The organism is Roseobacter weihaiensis, from assembly GCF_020622345.1.
Lineage (GTDB): Bacteria > Pseudomonadota > Alphaproteobacteria > Rhodobacterales > Rhodobacteraceae > Roseobacter > Roseobacter weihaiensis.
The window spans coordinates 66,554-80,610 of sequence record NZ_JACNMO010000024.1; the positions used below are offsets into that span (position 1 = coordinate 66,554).

General features: G+C 63.2%; 15 protein-coding genes and 1 pseudogene. 7 read left to right on the top strand and 9 right to left on the bottom strand.

The genetic code is table 11. From position 1 onward, the window contains the following. The first annotated feature begins 51 nt into the window (after positions 1-51). Genes H7847_RS20780 through H7847_RS20810 form a run of 7 tightly spaced genes read left to right on the top strand, consistent with a single transcriptional unit; the run spans position 52 to position 6,067 of the window. Positions 52-999: an ABC transporter permease gene (locus tag H7847_RS20780; RefSeq protein ID WP_227271408.1), complete on the top strand. Its 948-nt coding sequence runs from the start codon at positions 52-54 to the stop codon at positions 997-999. After that, a complete protein-coding gene (locus H7847_RS20785) occupies positions 996-1,811 on the top strand; it encodes an ABC transporter permease (protein ID WP_227271409.1) in 816 nt (271 codons plus the stop codon). The genes H7847_RS20780 and H7847_RS20785 overlap by 4 nt, the downstream gene beginning before the upstream one ends. Beyond that, on the top strand, positions 1,808-3,421 hold the full coding sequence (locus H7847_RS20790) for an ABC transporter ATP-binding protein (protein ID WP_227271410.1): 1,614 nt from the start codon (positions 1,808-1,810) through the stop codon (positions 3,419-3,421). The genes H7847_RS20785 and H7847_RS20790 overlap by 4 nt, the downstream gene beginning before the upstream one ends. After that, entirely contained in the window at positions 3,411-3,911 is a 501-nt protein-coding gene (locus tag H7847_RS20795; RefSeq protein WP_227271411.1) for a GNAT family N-acetyltransferase, read from the top strand. Before H7847_RS20790 ends, H7847_RS20795 begins: the two co-directional genes overlap by 11 nt. A gap of 8 nt (positions 3,912-3,919) precedes the next feature. After that, positions 3,920-4,666, top strand: coding sequence for an SDR family oxidoreductase (locus tag H7847_RS20800; RefSeq protein WP_227271412.1), 747 nt, complete (start codon positions 3,920-3,922; stop codon positions 4,664-4,666). Further along, the gene (locus H7847_RS20805) at positions 4,663-5,013 is read left to right on the top strand and encodes a cupin domain-containing protein (protein ID WP_227271413.1); all 351 of its coding nucleotides are present in this window, start codon (positions 4,663-4,665) and stop codon (positions 5,011-5,013) included. Before H7847_RS20800 ends, H7847_RS20805 begins: the two co-directional genes overlap by 4 nt. Before the next feature lie 49 nt (positions 5,014-5,062). Beyond that, on the top strand, positions 5,063-6,067 hold the full coding sequence (locus H7847_RS20810) for a P1 family peptidase (RefSeq protein WP_227271423.1): 1,005 nt from the start codon (positions 5,063-5,065) through the stop codon (positions 6,065-6,067). Here H7847_RS20810 and dxs read toward each other — a convergent pair. The 9 genes and pseudogenes from dxs to H7847_RS20855 all read right to left on the bottom strand — a co-directional run. Then, complete coding sequence (gene dxs / locus H7847_RS20815) at positions 6,064-8,001, bottom strand: 1-deoxy-D-xylulose-5-phosphate synthase (protein ID WP_227271414.1); 1,938 nt, start codon at positions 7,999-8,001, stop codon at positions 6,064-6,066. The two genes, H7847_RS20810 and dxs, sit on opposite strands and share 4 nt — an antisense overlap. A gap of 227 nt (positions 8,002-8,228) precedes the next feature. Beyond that, the gene (gene pufC, locus H7847_RS20820) at positions 8,229-9,344 is read right to left on the bottom strand and encodes a photosynthetic reaction center cytochrome PufC (RefSeq protein ID WP_227271415.1); all 1,116 of its coding nucleotides are present in this window, start codon (positions 9,342-9,344) and stop codon (positions 8,229-8,231) included. A gap of 2 nt (positions 9,345-9,346) precedes the next feature. Then, complete coding sequence (gene pufM / locus H7847_RS20825) at positions 9,347-10,342, bottom strand: photosynthetic reaction center subunit M (protein WP_227271416.1); 996 nt, start codon at positions 10,340-10,342, stop codon at positions 9,347-9,349. A 2-nt stretch (positions 10,343-10,344) separates the two neighbouring features. Next, a complete protein-coding gene (pufL, locus tag H7847_RS20830; protein WP_227271417.1) occupies positions 10,345-11,193 on the bottom strand; it encodes a photosynthetic reaction center subunit L in 849 nt (282 codons plus the stop codon). Positions 11,194-11,416: 223 nt separating this feature from the next. Continuing rightward, positions 11,417-11,575, bottom strand: coding sequence for a light-harvesting antenna LH1, alpha subunit (pufA, locus tag H7847_RS20835; protein WP_227271418.1), 159 nt, complete (start codon positions 11,573-11,575; stop codon positions 11,417-11,419). A 12-nt stretch (positions 11,576-11,587) separates the two neighbouring features. Next, positions 11,588-11,737 carry a light-harvesting antenna LH1, beta subunit gene (gene pufB, locus H7847_RS20840; protein WP_072778079.1) on the bottom strand — a complete coding sequence of 50 codons (150 nt, stop codon included), beginning with the start codon at positions 11,735-11,737 and terminating at the stop codon, positions 11,588-11,590. A gap of 193 nt (positions 11,738-11,930) precedes the next feature. Then, the gene (gene pufQ / locus H7847_RS20845; protein ID WP_227271419.1) at positions 11,931-12,179 is read right to left on the bottom strand and encodes a cytochrome PufQ; all 249 of its coding nucleotides are present in this window, start codon (positions 12,177-12,179) and stop codon (positions 11,931-11,933) included. Continuing rightward, entirely contained in the window at positions 12,176-13,651 is a 1,476-nt protein-coding gene (gene bchZ, locus H7847_RS20850) for a chlorophyllide a reductase subunit Z (protein ID WP_227271420.1), read from the bottom strand. The genes pufQ and bchZ overlap by 4 nt, the downstream gene beginning before the upstream one ends. A gap of 64 nt (positions 13,652-13,715) precedes the next feature. After that, positions 13,716-14,057: pseudogene (locus H7847_RS20855) on the bottom strand (chlorophyllide a reductase subunit Y); the annotation flags it as partial.

Genomic DNA, 14,057 nt, shown 5'->3' on the forward strand with positions numbered 1-14,057 from the left:
TACGAACAACCCCTCTGGACCCCGGCCAGACCCCCGCCTAACGTAATGGCAATGCAGCGCTATATCCTCAAACGCACCGGGTCCCTGATCCTTAGCCTGTTGGTCGCCTCTCTGGTGATCTTTACGGTGATCGAGATCGTACCGGGTGATCCTGCGTCCTTCATGCTGGGGATCAATGCCCAGCCCGAGACGCTGGCGGCACTACGCGCTGAACTAGGTCTCGATGCCTCCAAGGTCGGGCGCTATTTTGCCTGGGTCGGCGGCATGCTGACAGGGGATTTCGGCACCTCTTATACCTACCGCACACCGGTGACGGAGATGGTCGCGGACCGCATCGGCGTGTCGATCCCGCTGGCGCTTTATGCGCTGGTGCTGTCGGTTCTGATCGCACTTCCCGCCGGGCTTTATGCCGCGTCGCGCCGGGGCCAGGCGGGCGATCTGGGCGTGCTCGGGGCCACACAGATGGGCGTGGCGATTCCGAATTTCTGGTTCGCGATGATGCTGGTGCTGGTCTTTGCGATCCACTGGCGCTGGTTTCCCGCTGGCGGCTTTCCGGGCTGGGAGCAGGGGTTCTGGGCCTGCGTTCAGGCGCTGACCCTGCCCGCCATTGCGCTGGCCCTGCCGCAGGCAGCGATCCTCACGCGGGTCATGCGCTCGGCGCTGCTCGAGGTGCTGGGTGAGGATTTCATGCGCACCGCAAGGGCCAAGGGTCTCTCCGCCCGCCAGACCCTCTGGCGGCACGGGCTGCGCAATGCCATGATCCCGGTGCTGACCATCGTAGGGCTGCAATTCTCGTTCCTGTTCGCCGGCACGATCATCATCGAACAGGTCTTTTACCTACCGGGGCTGGGGCGGCTGATCTTTCAGTCCATCTCGGCCCGTGACCTGATCGTTGTGGAAAGCGTGGTGATGCTGATTGTCTTTGGTGTCATCCTCATCAACTTCCTCGTGGATCTCGCCTATGCCGCCGTTGATCCGCGCCTGAGGAACCGCACATGAGCCGCCCGCTGATCCTTGGTGCCTGCCTCTCTGCGGGCTTTGTCGCGATGGCCCTGCTGTCGCTGGTGTGGACACCCCACGATCACACGCTGCTCGACATTCCGGGCAAGCTACAGACGCCGGGCGGCACCCATCTGCTGGGCACGGATCACCTGGGCCGCGACATCCTCAGCATGGTCATGGTGGGCACACGCACCTCGATCGCCGTGGCACTGGTGGCGCTTGTCATCGGGCTCTGCCTCGGGGTGCCACTGGGCCTCGCAGCCGCCGCCCGCAAGGGCAGTTGGCTGGACGAAACCATCATGCGCGGCAATGACATCATCTTTGCCTTTCCGCTGCTGGTGATGGCCATCCTGATCACCGCGGTTTTTGGCCCTTCCGCCGTCAACGCCATCATCGCCTTTGGCCTTTTCAACATTCCCGTCTTTGCCCGCGTGACCCGCGGGGCCGCCCTGCCCCTGTGGGAGCGGGAGTTCATCCTCGCGGCCCGCGTCGCCGGGAAACACGCGCAGCGGATCTCGGTCGAACATATCCTGCCCAATGTGATGAACCTGCTGATCGTGCAGAGCACCATCCAGTTCGCCCTGGGCATTCAGGTGGAGGCGGCGCTTTCCTTCGTAGGCCTTGGTGTGCAGCCGCCGACCCCTTCGCTGGGCCGCATGCTGGCCGATGCCCAGACCCTGGTGACCCTGGCGCCGCATCTGGCCGTGGTGCCGGGCGTGGCGATCATCCTTATCGTGCTGGGCCTGAACCTGCTGGGCGACGGGCTTCGCGATGCGCTCGACCCCCGGTTGCGGAGACGGCTCGCATGACGCTGCTGAAAATCGACCATCTCTCCGTTGCCATTCACGGCCGGCCGGTGCTGCGCGATCTGTCCCTTCAGGTCGCGGCAGGCGAGGTGCTGGCCCTCACCGGCGAGAGCGGCTCGGGCAAATCCATGACAGCTCTTGCCACGATGCAATTGCTGCCCCCCGGTGCTGTCACCCAAGGGCGCATCCATCTCGGCACAAAGGAGCTGACCCGCCTGTCCGAGAGCGCCCTTTGCGCCCTGCGGGGCCGCGACATCGGCATGGTCTTTCAGGAACCCATGACCGCGCTGAACCCGGTGCAGACCATCGGCGCACAGGTGGCCGAAACGATCCGCCTGCATACGAAGACAAATGCCACCGAGGCCCGCGCGCAGGCGGCAGAGACACTGACCCGCGTGGGCCTGCCGCCCGACCGGTTCCCGCCGGAGCGCTATCCGCATGAGCTCTCGGGCGGGCAGCGCCAGCGGGTGGTGATCGCGATCGCCATTGCACTCAAGCCCCGGTTGCTGATCGCGGATGAACCGACGACAGCGCTGGATGTGACCACGCAGGCGAAAATTCTCGATCTGCTGGTGGCTCTGGCGCGCGAGGACAACATGGCACTGATCCTCATCACCCATGACCTTGCTGTCGTGGCACAGCTGGCAGACCACATCGCCGTCATGCGGCGCGGCAAAGTGGTCGAGAGCGCACCGACCGGGCAGCTTTTGCACCGGATGCAGCATCCCTACACGCGGATGCTCTTTGAGGCCTCGGCACATCAGGTGGACCTGCCCCGACCACCTGCGCCCAAACCTCTACTCGAGGCGCGCAACCTGCGCCGCGCCTACCGGCTGCCCCGGCGGCGTCTGTTTGAAAAACCCGGTGTTTTCGAAGCGGTCAGAGACGTCAGCTTTACCCTTGCCCGCGGTGAACGTCTGGGCCTTGTCGGAGAAAGCGGCTGTGGCAAATCGACCCTGACCCGCGCGCTGTTGGGCCTTGAGCCCTTGCAGGGGGGCCAGATCACGCTGGAGGGGGCGCCGCTGTTTCAGGATGCCGCCTCAAGCCGTCTGGCGCGCCGGCGGATGCAGGTGGTGTTTCAGGACCCTTTCGGCAGCTTCAACCCCCGACACACCGTGGGGCGGCTGATTGCCGAGCCCTTCCATCTGCTGCGCACCCCGCCCACCGGAGCAAAGCGCGATCAGGCGATTGCAAAAGCCCTGATCGACGTGGATCTGACGCCCGCCGATGCGCAGCGCTATATTCACGAGTTTTCAGGCGGGCAGCGCCAGCGGATCGCCATTGCCCGCGCGCTTATCATCGAGCCGGAGCTCATCATCTTTGACGAGGCCGTCTCCGCGCTTGATGTCTCCGTACGGGCCCAGATCCTTGACCTTCTGGCCGAGCTTTGTCGCAGGCATACGCTCACCTACCTCTTTATCTCCCATGATCTGACCGTCGTGCGCTCTGTCACCGACCGGGTGCTGGTCATGCAGGCGGGCCGGATCGTGGAAGAAGGGGCGACGGAAGAGGTCTTTACCAATCCGCAACATTCTTACACCAGAACCCTCCTTGCGGCAGCGCCACGCCTGCCCGCGCTGACGGCCACGAAAGGCATGTCCCATGAAGGATGATATCATCCTGAGTACACTGACCCAAGCCGAGCACAGCATAGACGCGCTCGATCTGGCGCGGCGGGCGGCGGACTATGTGACATTGGAAGTCGGACATATCCCGGATGACGCCTATATCCGGGATTTCTTTACCGCCACGCCACCGGACCTCGGCCCCGAATGTCTTTTGCACTTCGGCGTCATGGAAGGTCCGGCGATGGTTGGCATGATCTGTATCGCGGAAGGCTATGAATACCCGGATGACTGGTGGATCGGGCTGATGCTGATCGATCCGGCCTTTCGCGGGCAACGGATTGGGCATAGGGTTGTCGAAAAGATAAAGCGGCGGGCGACGGCGCGCGGGATCAACATGCTGAAGCTGGCGGTACTCACCGCCAATCCGCGCGCGCTCAAGTTCTGGCACCGCGAAGGATTTGTGCATCACCGGGACGCCCCTGCGACGCCGCAAAGCGACGGGCACGACCGGGTGGTTCTGAAATACCAGCTCTGAGGAGGCCCATGCGACTGAAGGGAAAGACAGCGATTATCACCGGCGGGGCCTCCGGCTTCGGCGCGGGTATCGCGCGGAAATTCGTGCACGAAGGCTGCCGCGTGATGATTGCCGATATCAATGGCACCGCTGCCCGGCATATGGCTCAGGACCTTGGCCCGAACGCTGTCGCACAGGACGCCGATGTGGCCAGGGCCGCGTCGGTGGCGGAGATGGCAGAGGCGGCACGCGCCCTCTGGGGTCACATCGATATCCTGGTCAACAATGCCGGGGTGACCCACCTGCCGACCCCGCTGGAGGACGTCACCGAAGAGGATTTTGACCGGGTTCTGGCGGTGAATGCCAAGTCCGTCTTTCTGACTGCCAAAGCCATCGTCCCGCAGATGAAAGAGCGCGGCGTTGGTGTGATCCTCAACGTGGCCTCGACCGCCGGTGTCTCGCCGCGCCCGCGGCTGAACTGGTACAATGCCTCCAAGGGCTGGATGATCACAGCGACAAAGGCCATGGCGGTGGAGCTCGCCCCGCAGGGGATACGCGTGAACGCGCTGAATCCCGTGGCCGGAGAAACCCCCCTGCTGAAATCCTTCATGGGCGAAGACACCCCCGAGATGCGCGCGAAATTCCTCGCCACCATCCCCTTGGGCCGGTTTTCGACACCTGAAGACATGGGCAACGCGGCCTGCTATCTCTGCTCTGACGAAGCGTCAATGATCACCGGCGTTGCCATGGAAGTTGACGGAGGCCGCTGCATATGACCCCGGTCAACCTTGCCGAAAAGCTCGCACAGGTCACCCGCCACTGGGACCCGCATGTGGTTGCGGACTATAACGACAATGACGTCATGGTGGTTCGTTTTCAGGGGGCGTTCCCGTTCCACCTGCACGAAGACACGGATGATTTCTTTCTGGTGCTGCAAGGCGAGATGGTCATGGACCTTGAGGGCAGCGCGCACCCGGTCAAAGCGGGCGAGCTCTTTGTGGTGCCCCGGGGCGTGACCCACAGGCCCCGCGCGGAGGTGGAGTGCCACGTGCTGCTGATCGAACCCAAGGGGGTGCCGAATACCGGTGATCCGGCCACCGCCGCGCCAAAACCCCGGATCTGAGCGTGATGCGCCCCTGCCCCACCCGTCGTTTTGAACTGGCGTGCCGCTGATGCAGCCCGGCGTGCGCAACAGCATCACCGATGTGCCCGGCCTCAGGGTCGGCAACGCGCAGGACGCAGCGCTCAAATCCGGGGTGACGGTGCTGACCGCAGAGGCGCCCTTTACCGCGTCGGTGCATGTGATGGGAGGCGCGCCCGGTACCCGCGAGACAGCGTTGCTCGCGCCGGACAAGTCGGTGGCGCAGGTTGACGCGCTGGTGCTGTCGGGCGGCTCTGCCTTCGGACTGGAGGCCTGCGGCGGCGTGGTCGACGGCCTGCGCGCCCAGGGCCGCGGCTTTGCCGTCGGGCCCGTCCGCGTGCCGATTGTGCCCGGGGCGATCCTCTTTGATCTTCTCAACGGCGGCGCCAAGGATTGGGCCCAAAACCCCTACCCCGCCCTGGGCCGCACGGCTCTGGACGCCGCCTCGAACCGGTTCGATCTGGGGTCCGTCGGCGCAGGCACCGGGGCCACGACCGCAACGCTCAAAGGCGGGCTGGGGTCTGCGTCACTGGTGTTGGAGAATGGCATCACCGTCGGCGCTCTGGTTGCGGCCAACCCGGTGGGTGCTGTGACCACACCGGGCGAGGGACATTTCTATGCCGCCCCCTTCGAGATCGGGGCGGAATACGGTGGTCGGGGGCCTGATACGGCCAGTGGTTTGGGGCGCAGGCTGGAGAACCGCAAGATGCAGGCCATGACGGAACACGCCAACACCACAATTGCCATCGTGGCCACGGATGCGGCGCTGGACAAAGCGCAATGCGCGCGGGTGGCGGTCGCCGCCCATGACGGGTTGGCCCGCGCCATTGTGCCGGCCCATACGCCAATGGATGGTGATCTGGTGTTTGCCGCCGCCACCGGGGCGCGTCCGCTTGGCGATCCCCTTGGGGAGTTGAGCGCGATTGGCCATGCCGCCGCCCTCTGTCTGAGCCGCGCCATCGCCCGCGCGGTCTTTGAGGCGACACCGGCACCGGGCGATCTCTTGCCCTGCTGGCGTGAGCTTCAGGACCGCTAACTGCGCGCGCTCTTCAGATCGACGATCTTTGCGTCGCGGCCCAGCACCTTGTTGACCGTCTCAATGATGCCTGCGGTATCCAGACCCGCGGCCCGATACATCTCTGCAGGCGAGGCCTGATCGATGAAGCGATCCGGCAGGCACATCGTGCGGAGCTTGCAGCCGTGGTCCAGCAGACCTTCGCGCGCCATGGCCTGCAAGACCATCGCGCCAAACCCGCCTTCGGCTCCCTGCTCCACCGTGATGAGGGCGGTGTGGGTCTGCACCAGCCTGGCAATCAGGTCCATGTCGAGCGGTTTGGCGAAACGTGCATCCGCGACCGTCACGTCAACCCCTTCGGCGGCCAGGCTGGTGGCCGCCGCCGCGCAATCGCCAAGCAGCGTGCCGAGAGACAAGAGCGCCACCGCGCCGCTGCCCTGCCGGATCATCCGGCCCTTGCCGATCTCCAGCACCTCGCCCTGGGCGGGCAGGCTCACGCCGGTGCCATTGCCACGCGGATAGCGAAAAGCAATCGGCCCGGTGTCATGCGCCGCAGCGGTGGCGACCATATGCATCAGCTCGGCTTCGTCCGCCGCGGCCATGACGACCATGCCCGGCAGCGCGCCAAGGTAGCCGATGTCGAAAGCGCCCGCATGGGTCGCACCATCAGCCCCGACCAGACCCGCCCGGTCGATGGCAAAGCGCACCGGCAACCCTTGCAGGGCCACATCATGCACCACCTGATCGTAGCCCCGCTGCAGGAAGGTCGAATAGATCGCACAGAAGGGTTTGAGCCCCGATGCCGCCATCCCGGCGGCAAAGGTCACGCCATGTTGCTCGGCAATGCCCACGTCAAAGACGCGGGCGGGGAAGCGCTTGGCCATCCGGTCCACCCCTGTCCCGCTTGGCATCGCCGCCGTCACTGCGACGATGCTGGGGTCACGGGCTGCGGCTTCGGTCAACGCATCGCCGAAGACCGCCGTGTAGGAGGGCGCGTTGGCCTTCGCCTTGGCCTGCACCCCGGTGCCCACATCGAATTTACTGACACCGTGGTATTTGTCGGTGGACCCTTCGGCGGGCGCATAGCCCTTGCCCTTGACCGTGCAGCAATGGATCAGCACCGGCCCCGTAGCCCGCGCCTTGGCCCCGCGCAACACGCTGAGCAACTGGTTGATGTCATGGCCGTCAATCGGCCCGATGTAGTCAAAACCCAGCTCTTCAAAGAAGGTGCCCCGGCTTTCCAGCCCGGTGACCATCTCGCGCGCGCGGCGGGCGCCATCGCGCACCGGTTTGGGGGCGAATTTCTCCATCCCTTCGGCCATCGCAACCAGCCCGCCAAAGGGCCCGACGCGGCTGAGGTCCGAGAGGCTGGAGAGATAGGAGGACATCGCGCCCACGGGCGGTGCGATGCTCATCTCATTGTCATTCAGGATCACAAAGAGCCGCCGGCCCTCATGGCCTGCGTTATTGAGCGCCTCATACGCCATGCCGGCACTGATCGACCCATCCCCGATGACGGCAACGGCATCGCCGGTCGGCTGGCCCATATCGCGCCCGACGGTGAAACCGAGGGCCGCAGAAATCGAGGTGCTGGAATGCGCCGCGCCAAAGGGGTCGTAAACGGATTCGCTGCGTTTGGTAAAACCACTGAGGCCTCCGCCCTGCCGCAACGTGTGCATCCGGTCGCGCCGCCCGGTGAGGATCTTGTGCGGATAGCATTGGTGGCCCACATCCCAGACCAGCTTGTCGCGCGGCGTGTCAAAGACGGCGTGAATGGCCACGCTCAACTCGACCACCCCAAGGCTGGACCCCAGATGCCCACCGGTCCGGCTGACCGCCCCGATGACTTCTGCCCGCAGTTCGTCGGCGACGTCCTTGAGCTCCGGATCCGTCATGCTGCGCAGATCGGCAGGGCCGGCAACACGGTCGAGGGTCGGGGTGTTTGAATGGGTCATCGCGCACATCTCCTATGTCAGAGCGGTGGCCGGGGGCCTCTTGCCAAAGCCTCTGTCCCGCCACCGGGACTAAAAAGGGGTCGCGGCGGGTTTGATCCCGCAGCGACCCCGAGTTCCTGTAGCCAACAGGAAGGGAACCGGGGTGTTGAGACCCCGTGCCCGGACCAAGGAAGCCAATGGTCCGTGCCTGGCCTAGGTGGGGGCGGCCTAGAGTGCCGCCCAGCCTCCTATTCGTAGACTGGCGCGTCGCTGGTCGCGAGCTCGGGCCAATCGGCAATGGCATTCATGCCTTGCATGGGTTGCTGATAGCCTTTGTGACAGGTCTTGCAGGCTGCTTTTGGCGCATCTGCAAACACCGGCCCCAGACGCTCGGGCGGATATTCAGCCTCAAGCGGGATCAGGTATTCCTGGTTCATCTCGATCACCATCTGACGCCCCAGCAGCGCGGTTGCCCATTGTGGCGTATTCTCCTCCGGGGCATAGAAGGCGCGGCTGTTGTGACAGAACACGCAATTCACCCCGAGGCTGTTGGAGAAATAGTTCATCAGCGAATAGGTCATCTCGGTCTTCTGGATCGAGGCCACTTCCTCATCGTTGGGCACCCCGGCAACCCGGCTTTCCAGATCGTGCACGTTCACCGCCTCGTAGTCGGTCAGATAGACCTCAAGTGCGTTGGAGGGCAGCGAGGTGGCCTGGCTGACGGACGTCGCCCGATTCTGGACGGAGGGCCAGCCTTCGGTCGCTTCGGTCACCGGCGTGATGTTGAACCAGATATCCGACGGGACATTCAGGCCGCGGTGGCAGGTAAAGCAGTTCACGCCGACCTCCTGATTGGCGTTGACGTGGGCATCCCAGTTCTCGTTGATGTTCTGGGTCATCTGGATCATGCGACGCGACACAACCTTGGTATAGAGGTTGTCCTCGCCATAAGTGTCCAGATCACCATCCCCGTGACAATAGGCACAGCCCTGTTCGGGAGAGACCCACTGTGTGATGGCCGTCATGACCCGATTGAAGTTGTCTTCGGTCAGATCCCCCAGCACCTGCACGTTGTCGTAGATGTCACGGGCCAGAGGCTCACCCCCCTCGGGGATGAAGGGTTCTTCGGTGTAGTAGGCCTCGATCGTGGGATCCGGCGCGAACCGCGTGACGTTGAACTCGGGCACCGACATGCCCGTGCCACGCGGACCGGTCTGCAGCGAGGCCTGTGCGACCGGGTTGCCCCAGCTTATCACCATCACCGCAACAAAGACCGCGCCCCCCAGAACCCCCACCAGGATCGCCGGACCAAAGATGTTGGTCGGGTTATCCTCGTTCCATTTGTTGAACCACTTGGGCAGCATGATCAGTCCTCCTTCCCGATAAAGGTCTCATAGGAGCCGTAGTCGGCATATCCGTAGGAGCCGTCATACATCGGCGCGAAATTGTGCTCCTGCGCCCAGATGAACCAGTTGTCGACCACTGTGCCGGTCAGCAGGATGCCGATGCCCCCGGTGATCGGTGTCAGCACCGCGAACCACCAGGCCCAGCGGTGGATACCTTCCATCGTGGCGTTGAACCCCATGGTCCAGCGCCAGAAGAGCGCCGCGCGTTCCGTGGCCGTGCCGCGGTCATAGATCTGCTCCAGCTCGCGGTCGCCGCCGTAACGGGTGACCGCCAGAATGGTGCCGCCGTGCATGCAGAAGAGCAGCACCGAGCCATAAAGGAACACGATCGAGAGACAGTGGAACGGGTTGTAGTAGAGGTTGCCGTAGCGGATCGAAAACGCTGTTGTCCAGTCGAGGTGCGGGAAGATGCCGTAGGGCACCGCCTCCGACCAGGATCCCATCAGGATCGGACGGAAGAGACCCAGCACCAGAAAGAGCCAGACCGCAGCCGCAAAGCCCCAGAAGATATGTTTGCCCATCTTGTGCTGTTCGGCCAGCAGATAGGCCCGCAAGAGCCATGTCATCACCGAGACCAGCAGGAAGAAACTGGCGATGATGTACCACCCGCCATCGTTCAGCGGCGGCATGGTCAGCCCGTATTCGGGGGACGGCGGCTCAAGCGCCAGCCAGAACAGCTGCCGGATGAACTGCGGGATCGACCAGCCGACCTGCGCCAGCATGTTGAAGCCCACGATGAAGAACCACGCGAGCCCGGTGCCAAAAGCCACCATCGACGTCCAGCCGAAGTAGTAGGGCCCGATCTGGCCGTTGCCGAAGAGGCCCGCCAGCGAGCTGAAGAAGGGTTTGCCGACCCGCTCTTCGGCCATGTTGTTGCCCGCATCGTCCATGCCCCATTCGGGAGCACCCCGGACCTGCACCTGCGTAAAGATATTCTGATATTCAGGATACATCATGATTACATCCCTCCTACTGCGATGGGTTCACCCCAGATTGGCATATCGAGCCACCAGTTCCACCATTCAGGCCAACCCGCCGTCCAGACCGGGCCGGAGATGATGATGCAGATCGCCGACCAGAGCCCTGCGTTGATCGCCAGCAGGTAGCCCAGACGGTGAATGCCCAAGGTGCCCACCGAATAACCGATGAAGTCGCGAAAGAACGTGTCCTCGTGATCCGGTGTCTTGGCCTCTTCGCCCTTTTCAGGATTGGCCGCCGACAGGATCAGACCGCCATGCAGCGCCAGCGCCAGCGTGGTGGTGAAGAACAGCGTCACCGCCAGCATGTGGGCCGGATTGTAGTGGAAGTGCAGATAGGCGTAGCCGGTGTTGCTCACCCAGTCGAGGTGGCTGAAAATTCCGTAGGGGAACCCGTGCCCCCAGGCACCCATCAACAGCGGGCGAAAGATCACCAGCGTCATATAGGCGATGATCGCTGCCGCAAATCCAAAGGGAACATGGTAGCCCATGCCCAGTTTGCGGCAGATCTCGACCTCGCGCAGCGCCCAGGAGATGAACGCCCCGGTGGCGCAGAATGTGATGATCTGCCAAAGCCCGCCTTCCAGCAGCGGGGCCATGCCCAGACCGTAACTCAGGTCAGGCGGCGCGATGTTGATAAGCCAGGGGTTAAAGGTTCCCTGCTGGGAGGCCCCCCAGAAAATCAGGATCGTCCCGAGCAATGAAAAAAAGGCGGTCGTGACCCCGAAGAAGCCCACGTAGAAAGGCCCCACCCAGAAGTCGAACAGATCGCCCCCGATCAGCGTCCCTCCGCGGACGCGATATTTTCTTTCGAAGCTGAGCAAAGCCATCTTCTTGTCTCTCCGCGTGTGCGGCGCGCCTGTTGCGGATAAGGGACGACAAAGGCCAACACGCATCACGTTCGGCATCTTTGTCGACATGCGTCCAAGGCGGAGGCCGTCGTATTATCATTTCGAAGTTCGCCGCGGGCGGGGGCGCACATGAATTCCGCCCGCAGCATATGTCTTTCTGAACATCAGTTTTCGAAAGCGCGCCGTCGGGCACGCCTGCGTGTCACTGACCTCCAGCGGCTGCTGCCATTTCGAACCAGTTCAGGCCACTGCTCAGAACCACCAGGTGGATCATCGCAGCGAGAAGGAAGAGGAACACGCCCTGCGCCACGAAAACGCGACGGGGGTCGAAAATGAGCCAGATCTTATAGAACTTTGCCATGTCTATCTCTCCTTAGAACCACGGACGCCAGATAAAGGTCGCCAAGTGAGCGACCACAGCAACTGCCGAGAACAGCCACAGGCCGCTCATGTAGACAGAGTGCAGTTCTTGCGCCTGTTCGTCTGTGAGACCTGTAAAGGACAGGTCGGTATTATCAGCCATAAAAATTCCTCCGGAACGTTATGCTGACGCCGCGCACCCCGCGGCCGGGTCCTTTGGGGGCCTCCCCCCTCGGGGCTCTGTTTACCCGTTGCCGGGTATCCAGTCTCTTGCCTCGACAGGCGCACGACAGTCGAGAATTCGGGGCGCACACCGGGCCTTGCCAGCCGTTTTATGTGCGAGGTCGTTCATCCGTTCAGTAGGCCGAAAAGATCATCGGCGTGATGATGCGGGCCTGTGTCCAGGCGCGGGCCATGGGCCCCTTGTTGGTAAAACTGCGGGTCTTGAACGCCTGGATTGCCCAGGTCAGGGTCGCCAGCGGCAGGGTCGCCAGAAAGATGATGACGAAATAGATCATGAACTCCGTCTGACCTTTGCGTTTCACCGGATGGTGGGGGGTTTCTGCCGCCTCGTCGGGGGCGAAGTCAGTTGTCATGTCACTCATGTTCGATCCTCCAGATCAAGTCCGGCTGACGCCGGGTCCAGCGCCCGCACGGTGTCGAGCACCACGCGTTCGTCTCCTGCGGCAAGGGCCGCTTTCTCTGCTGCGTCGCGCAAGGTCTTGGCAGCCGAAATACGTGTCAGTATGGGATGGGTCTCGACGATCTTGTCGAGCAGCGCCTGCGCATCCGCATCCCACGGAAAGTCGCGCCGCAGCGGGGTGAGCGTTGCGTCCGTGGCATCCATGTCGGTGCCAAGCGGCAGGATGTGGAACAGCGCGTCGAAAAGCCCGTTGCAGATCTCCTGCACCAGATAGGTCGCCCCCGCATAGCCCATGAAGGGTGTGCCGGTATGCCGGCGGATCGCAGCCCCGGGGAAACTGGCGGGGATAAAGGCGGGGCTTGGTCCATGACCGCCCTTGAGCTCGGCCAGATACATCTTTTCGTTGATCGATCCCATCACGATCAGGGGCCGCTTTTGCCCCATCAGGGCACGGACCTCTTCGTTGTTGGTCTTCTTGCCCGCCGTCCGCGCAACCGCGAAGGCACAGGGCAATCCCAGATCATCCTCCAGGAACAACCGGATTCCACGGGAATAGGTCTCATTCGCCACAATCGCAAAGCTCGCGGTGGCAAAGAAATCCTGCGTGACGGAGCGCCAGAGATCCCAGACCGGTTTGATCGTGGAATGTTTCTCTCGCGTGATAAAAGGTTCGGGATCGAGGCCCACCAGGTCCCCCAGTGCGCGCAGGAACTTGGTCGTGCTCTCGATCCCTATCGGGGCTTGTAGATACGGCTTGGCAAGAAGCTCGCTCAACCCGCGCCCGAACTCGCGGTACATGCAGATATTCACATCCGCATTTACCAGATCTCTCATTTCGGCCACATGCGCGCCCAAGGGCAGCACCATGTTGACCTCGCAGCCGATCCCTTCGACCAGCCTGCGGATCTCGGCCAGATCGGATGGCATGTTGAACGTGCCATACATCGGACCGAGGATATTCACGCGAGGACGCGCACCTTCCTCGCGCTTCTTTTCGGGCGGCATCCGACCCTTGGTCATACCGAACTCGGTAAAGATCCAGGTCATTGCCCGATCCGCCGCCTCCCACTGATCTTCATCAATGGTGCGGGGCAGGAATCTTTGAATGTTTGTGCCTTGCGGGGTCACCCCGCCGCCGATCATCTCGGCAATCGACCCGGTCACGACGACCGCCGGCAGGGCCGGATCCAGTGTCTCCCAGGCCCGTTTCATGTTCTCTTCGGTGCCAGCCCCCATTTCGCCTTCACCCAGACCGGTGACCACGATGGGCAGCTCATGCGGCGGCAGCGCGTCGGTGTAATGCAGCACGGAGGTCACCGGCAGGTTCTCGCAGCCCACGGGGCCATCGATCACCACCTGCAATCCCTTGACGGCGCAAAAGGCGTAAACCGCCCCCCAGTAGCCGCCCGCGCGATCATGATCGGTGACTAGCACGGCGCGCCCTCCTGTACGGGGGCGCGGCAGCGGTGGTCCGCGCGTTTATGAGTATGAACCCGCATCAGATCATCTGCGCGGCCTTCGCCGCCCTTGCTTGCTTGTCGAGTTTCTTCTGGTGCTGGGCGCGGAAGTCGGGGCGCAGGTTCGGATCGCCTTCCCAAACGCCGGCGGTGTCGTCGTAACCCACGCCTTCGAAGAATTCCTTCATATGCGCCATCCGGTCCTTGTTGCCGATGGCCGCGTTAATGACCTCGGCCAGCGACCCTGCCCCGGCAACCCCCATCAGGGGCCGCGCGGAAATCAGATTGGTGAAGTAGAGACCGGGAATGCCCAGCTCCTTGGCTTTCTGCACCACGGGCGTCGTGCCGATGGCGAGGTCCGGCTGGATCGCTTCCATCGCCGC

What these genes read in the sequence shown, in the direction of transcription:
- H7847_RS20795 (WP_227271411.1), top strand. Translation starts at nt 3,411, where the DNA reads ATGAAGGATGATATCATCCTGAGTACACTGACCCAAGCCGAGCACAGC.
- pufL (WP_227271417.1), bottom strand. Translation starts at nt 11,193, where the DNA reads ATGGCTTTGCTCAGCTTCGAAAGAAAATATCGCGTCCGCGGAGGGACG.
- H7847_RS20780 (WP_227271408.1), top strand. Translation starts at nt 52, where the DNA reads ATGCAGCGCTATATCCTCAAACGCACCGGGTCCCTGATCCTTAGCCTG.
- dxs (WP_227271414.1), bottom strand. Translation starts at nt 8,001, where the DNA reads ATGACCCATTCAAACACCCCGACCCTCGACCGTGTTGCCGGCCCTGCC.
- pufQ (WP_227271419.1), bottom strand. Translation starts at nt 12,179, where the DNA reads ATGAGTGACATGACAACTGACTTCGCCCCCGACGAGGCGGCAGAAACC.
- pufM (WP_227271416.1), bottom strand. Translation starts at nt 10,342, where the DNA reads ATGATGTATCCTGAATATCAGAATATCTTTACGCAGGTGCAGGTCCGG.
- H7847_RS20785 (WP_227271409.1), top strand. Translation starts at nt 996, where the DNA reads ATGAGCCGCCCGCTGATCCTTGGTGCCTGCCTCTCTGCGGGCTTTGTC.
- H7847_RS20790 (WP_227271410.1), top strand. Translation starts at nt 1,808, where the DNA reads ATGACGCTGCTGAAAATCGACCATCTCTCCGTTGCCATTCACGGCCGG.
- pufA (WP_227271418.1), bottom strand. Translation starts at nt 11,575, where the DNA reads ATGGCAAAGTTCTATAAGATCTGGCTCATTTTCGACCCCCGTCGCGTT.
- H7847_RS20800 (WP_227271412.1), top strand. Translation starts at nt 3,920, where the DNA reads ATGCGACTGAAGGGAAAGACAGCGATTATCACCGGCGGGGCCTCCGGC.
- H7847_RS20810 (WP_227271423.1), top strand. Translation starts at nt 5,063, where the DNA reads ATGCAGCCCGGCGTGCGCAACAGCATCACCGATGTGCCCGGCCTCAGG.
- pufC (WP_227271415.1), bottom strand. Translation starts at nt 9,344, where the DNA reads ATGCTGCCCAAGTGGTTCAACAAATGGAACGAGGATAACCCGACCAAC.
- pufB (WP_072778079.1), bottom strand. Translation starts at nt 11,737, where the DNA reads ATGGCTGATAATACCGACCTGTCCTTTACAGGTCTCACAGACGAACAG.
- H7847_RS20805 (WP_227271413.1), top strand. Translation starts at nt 4,663, where the DNA reads ATGACCCCGGTCAACCTTGCCGAAAAGCTCGCACAGGTCACCCGCCAC.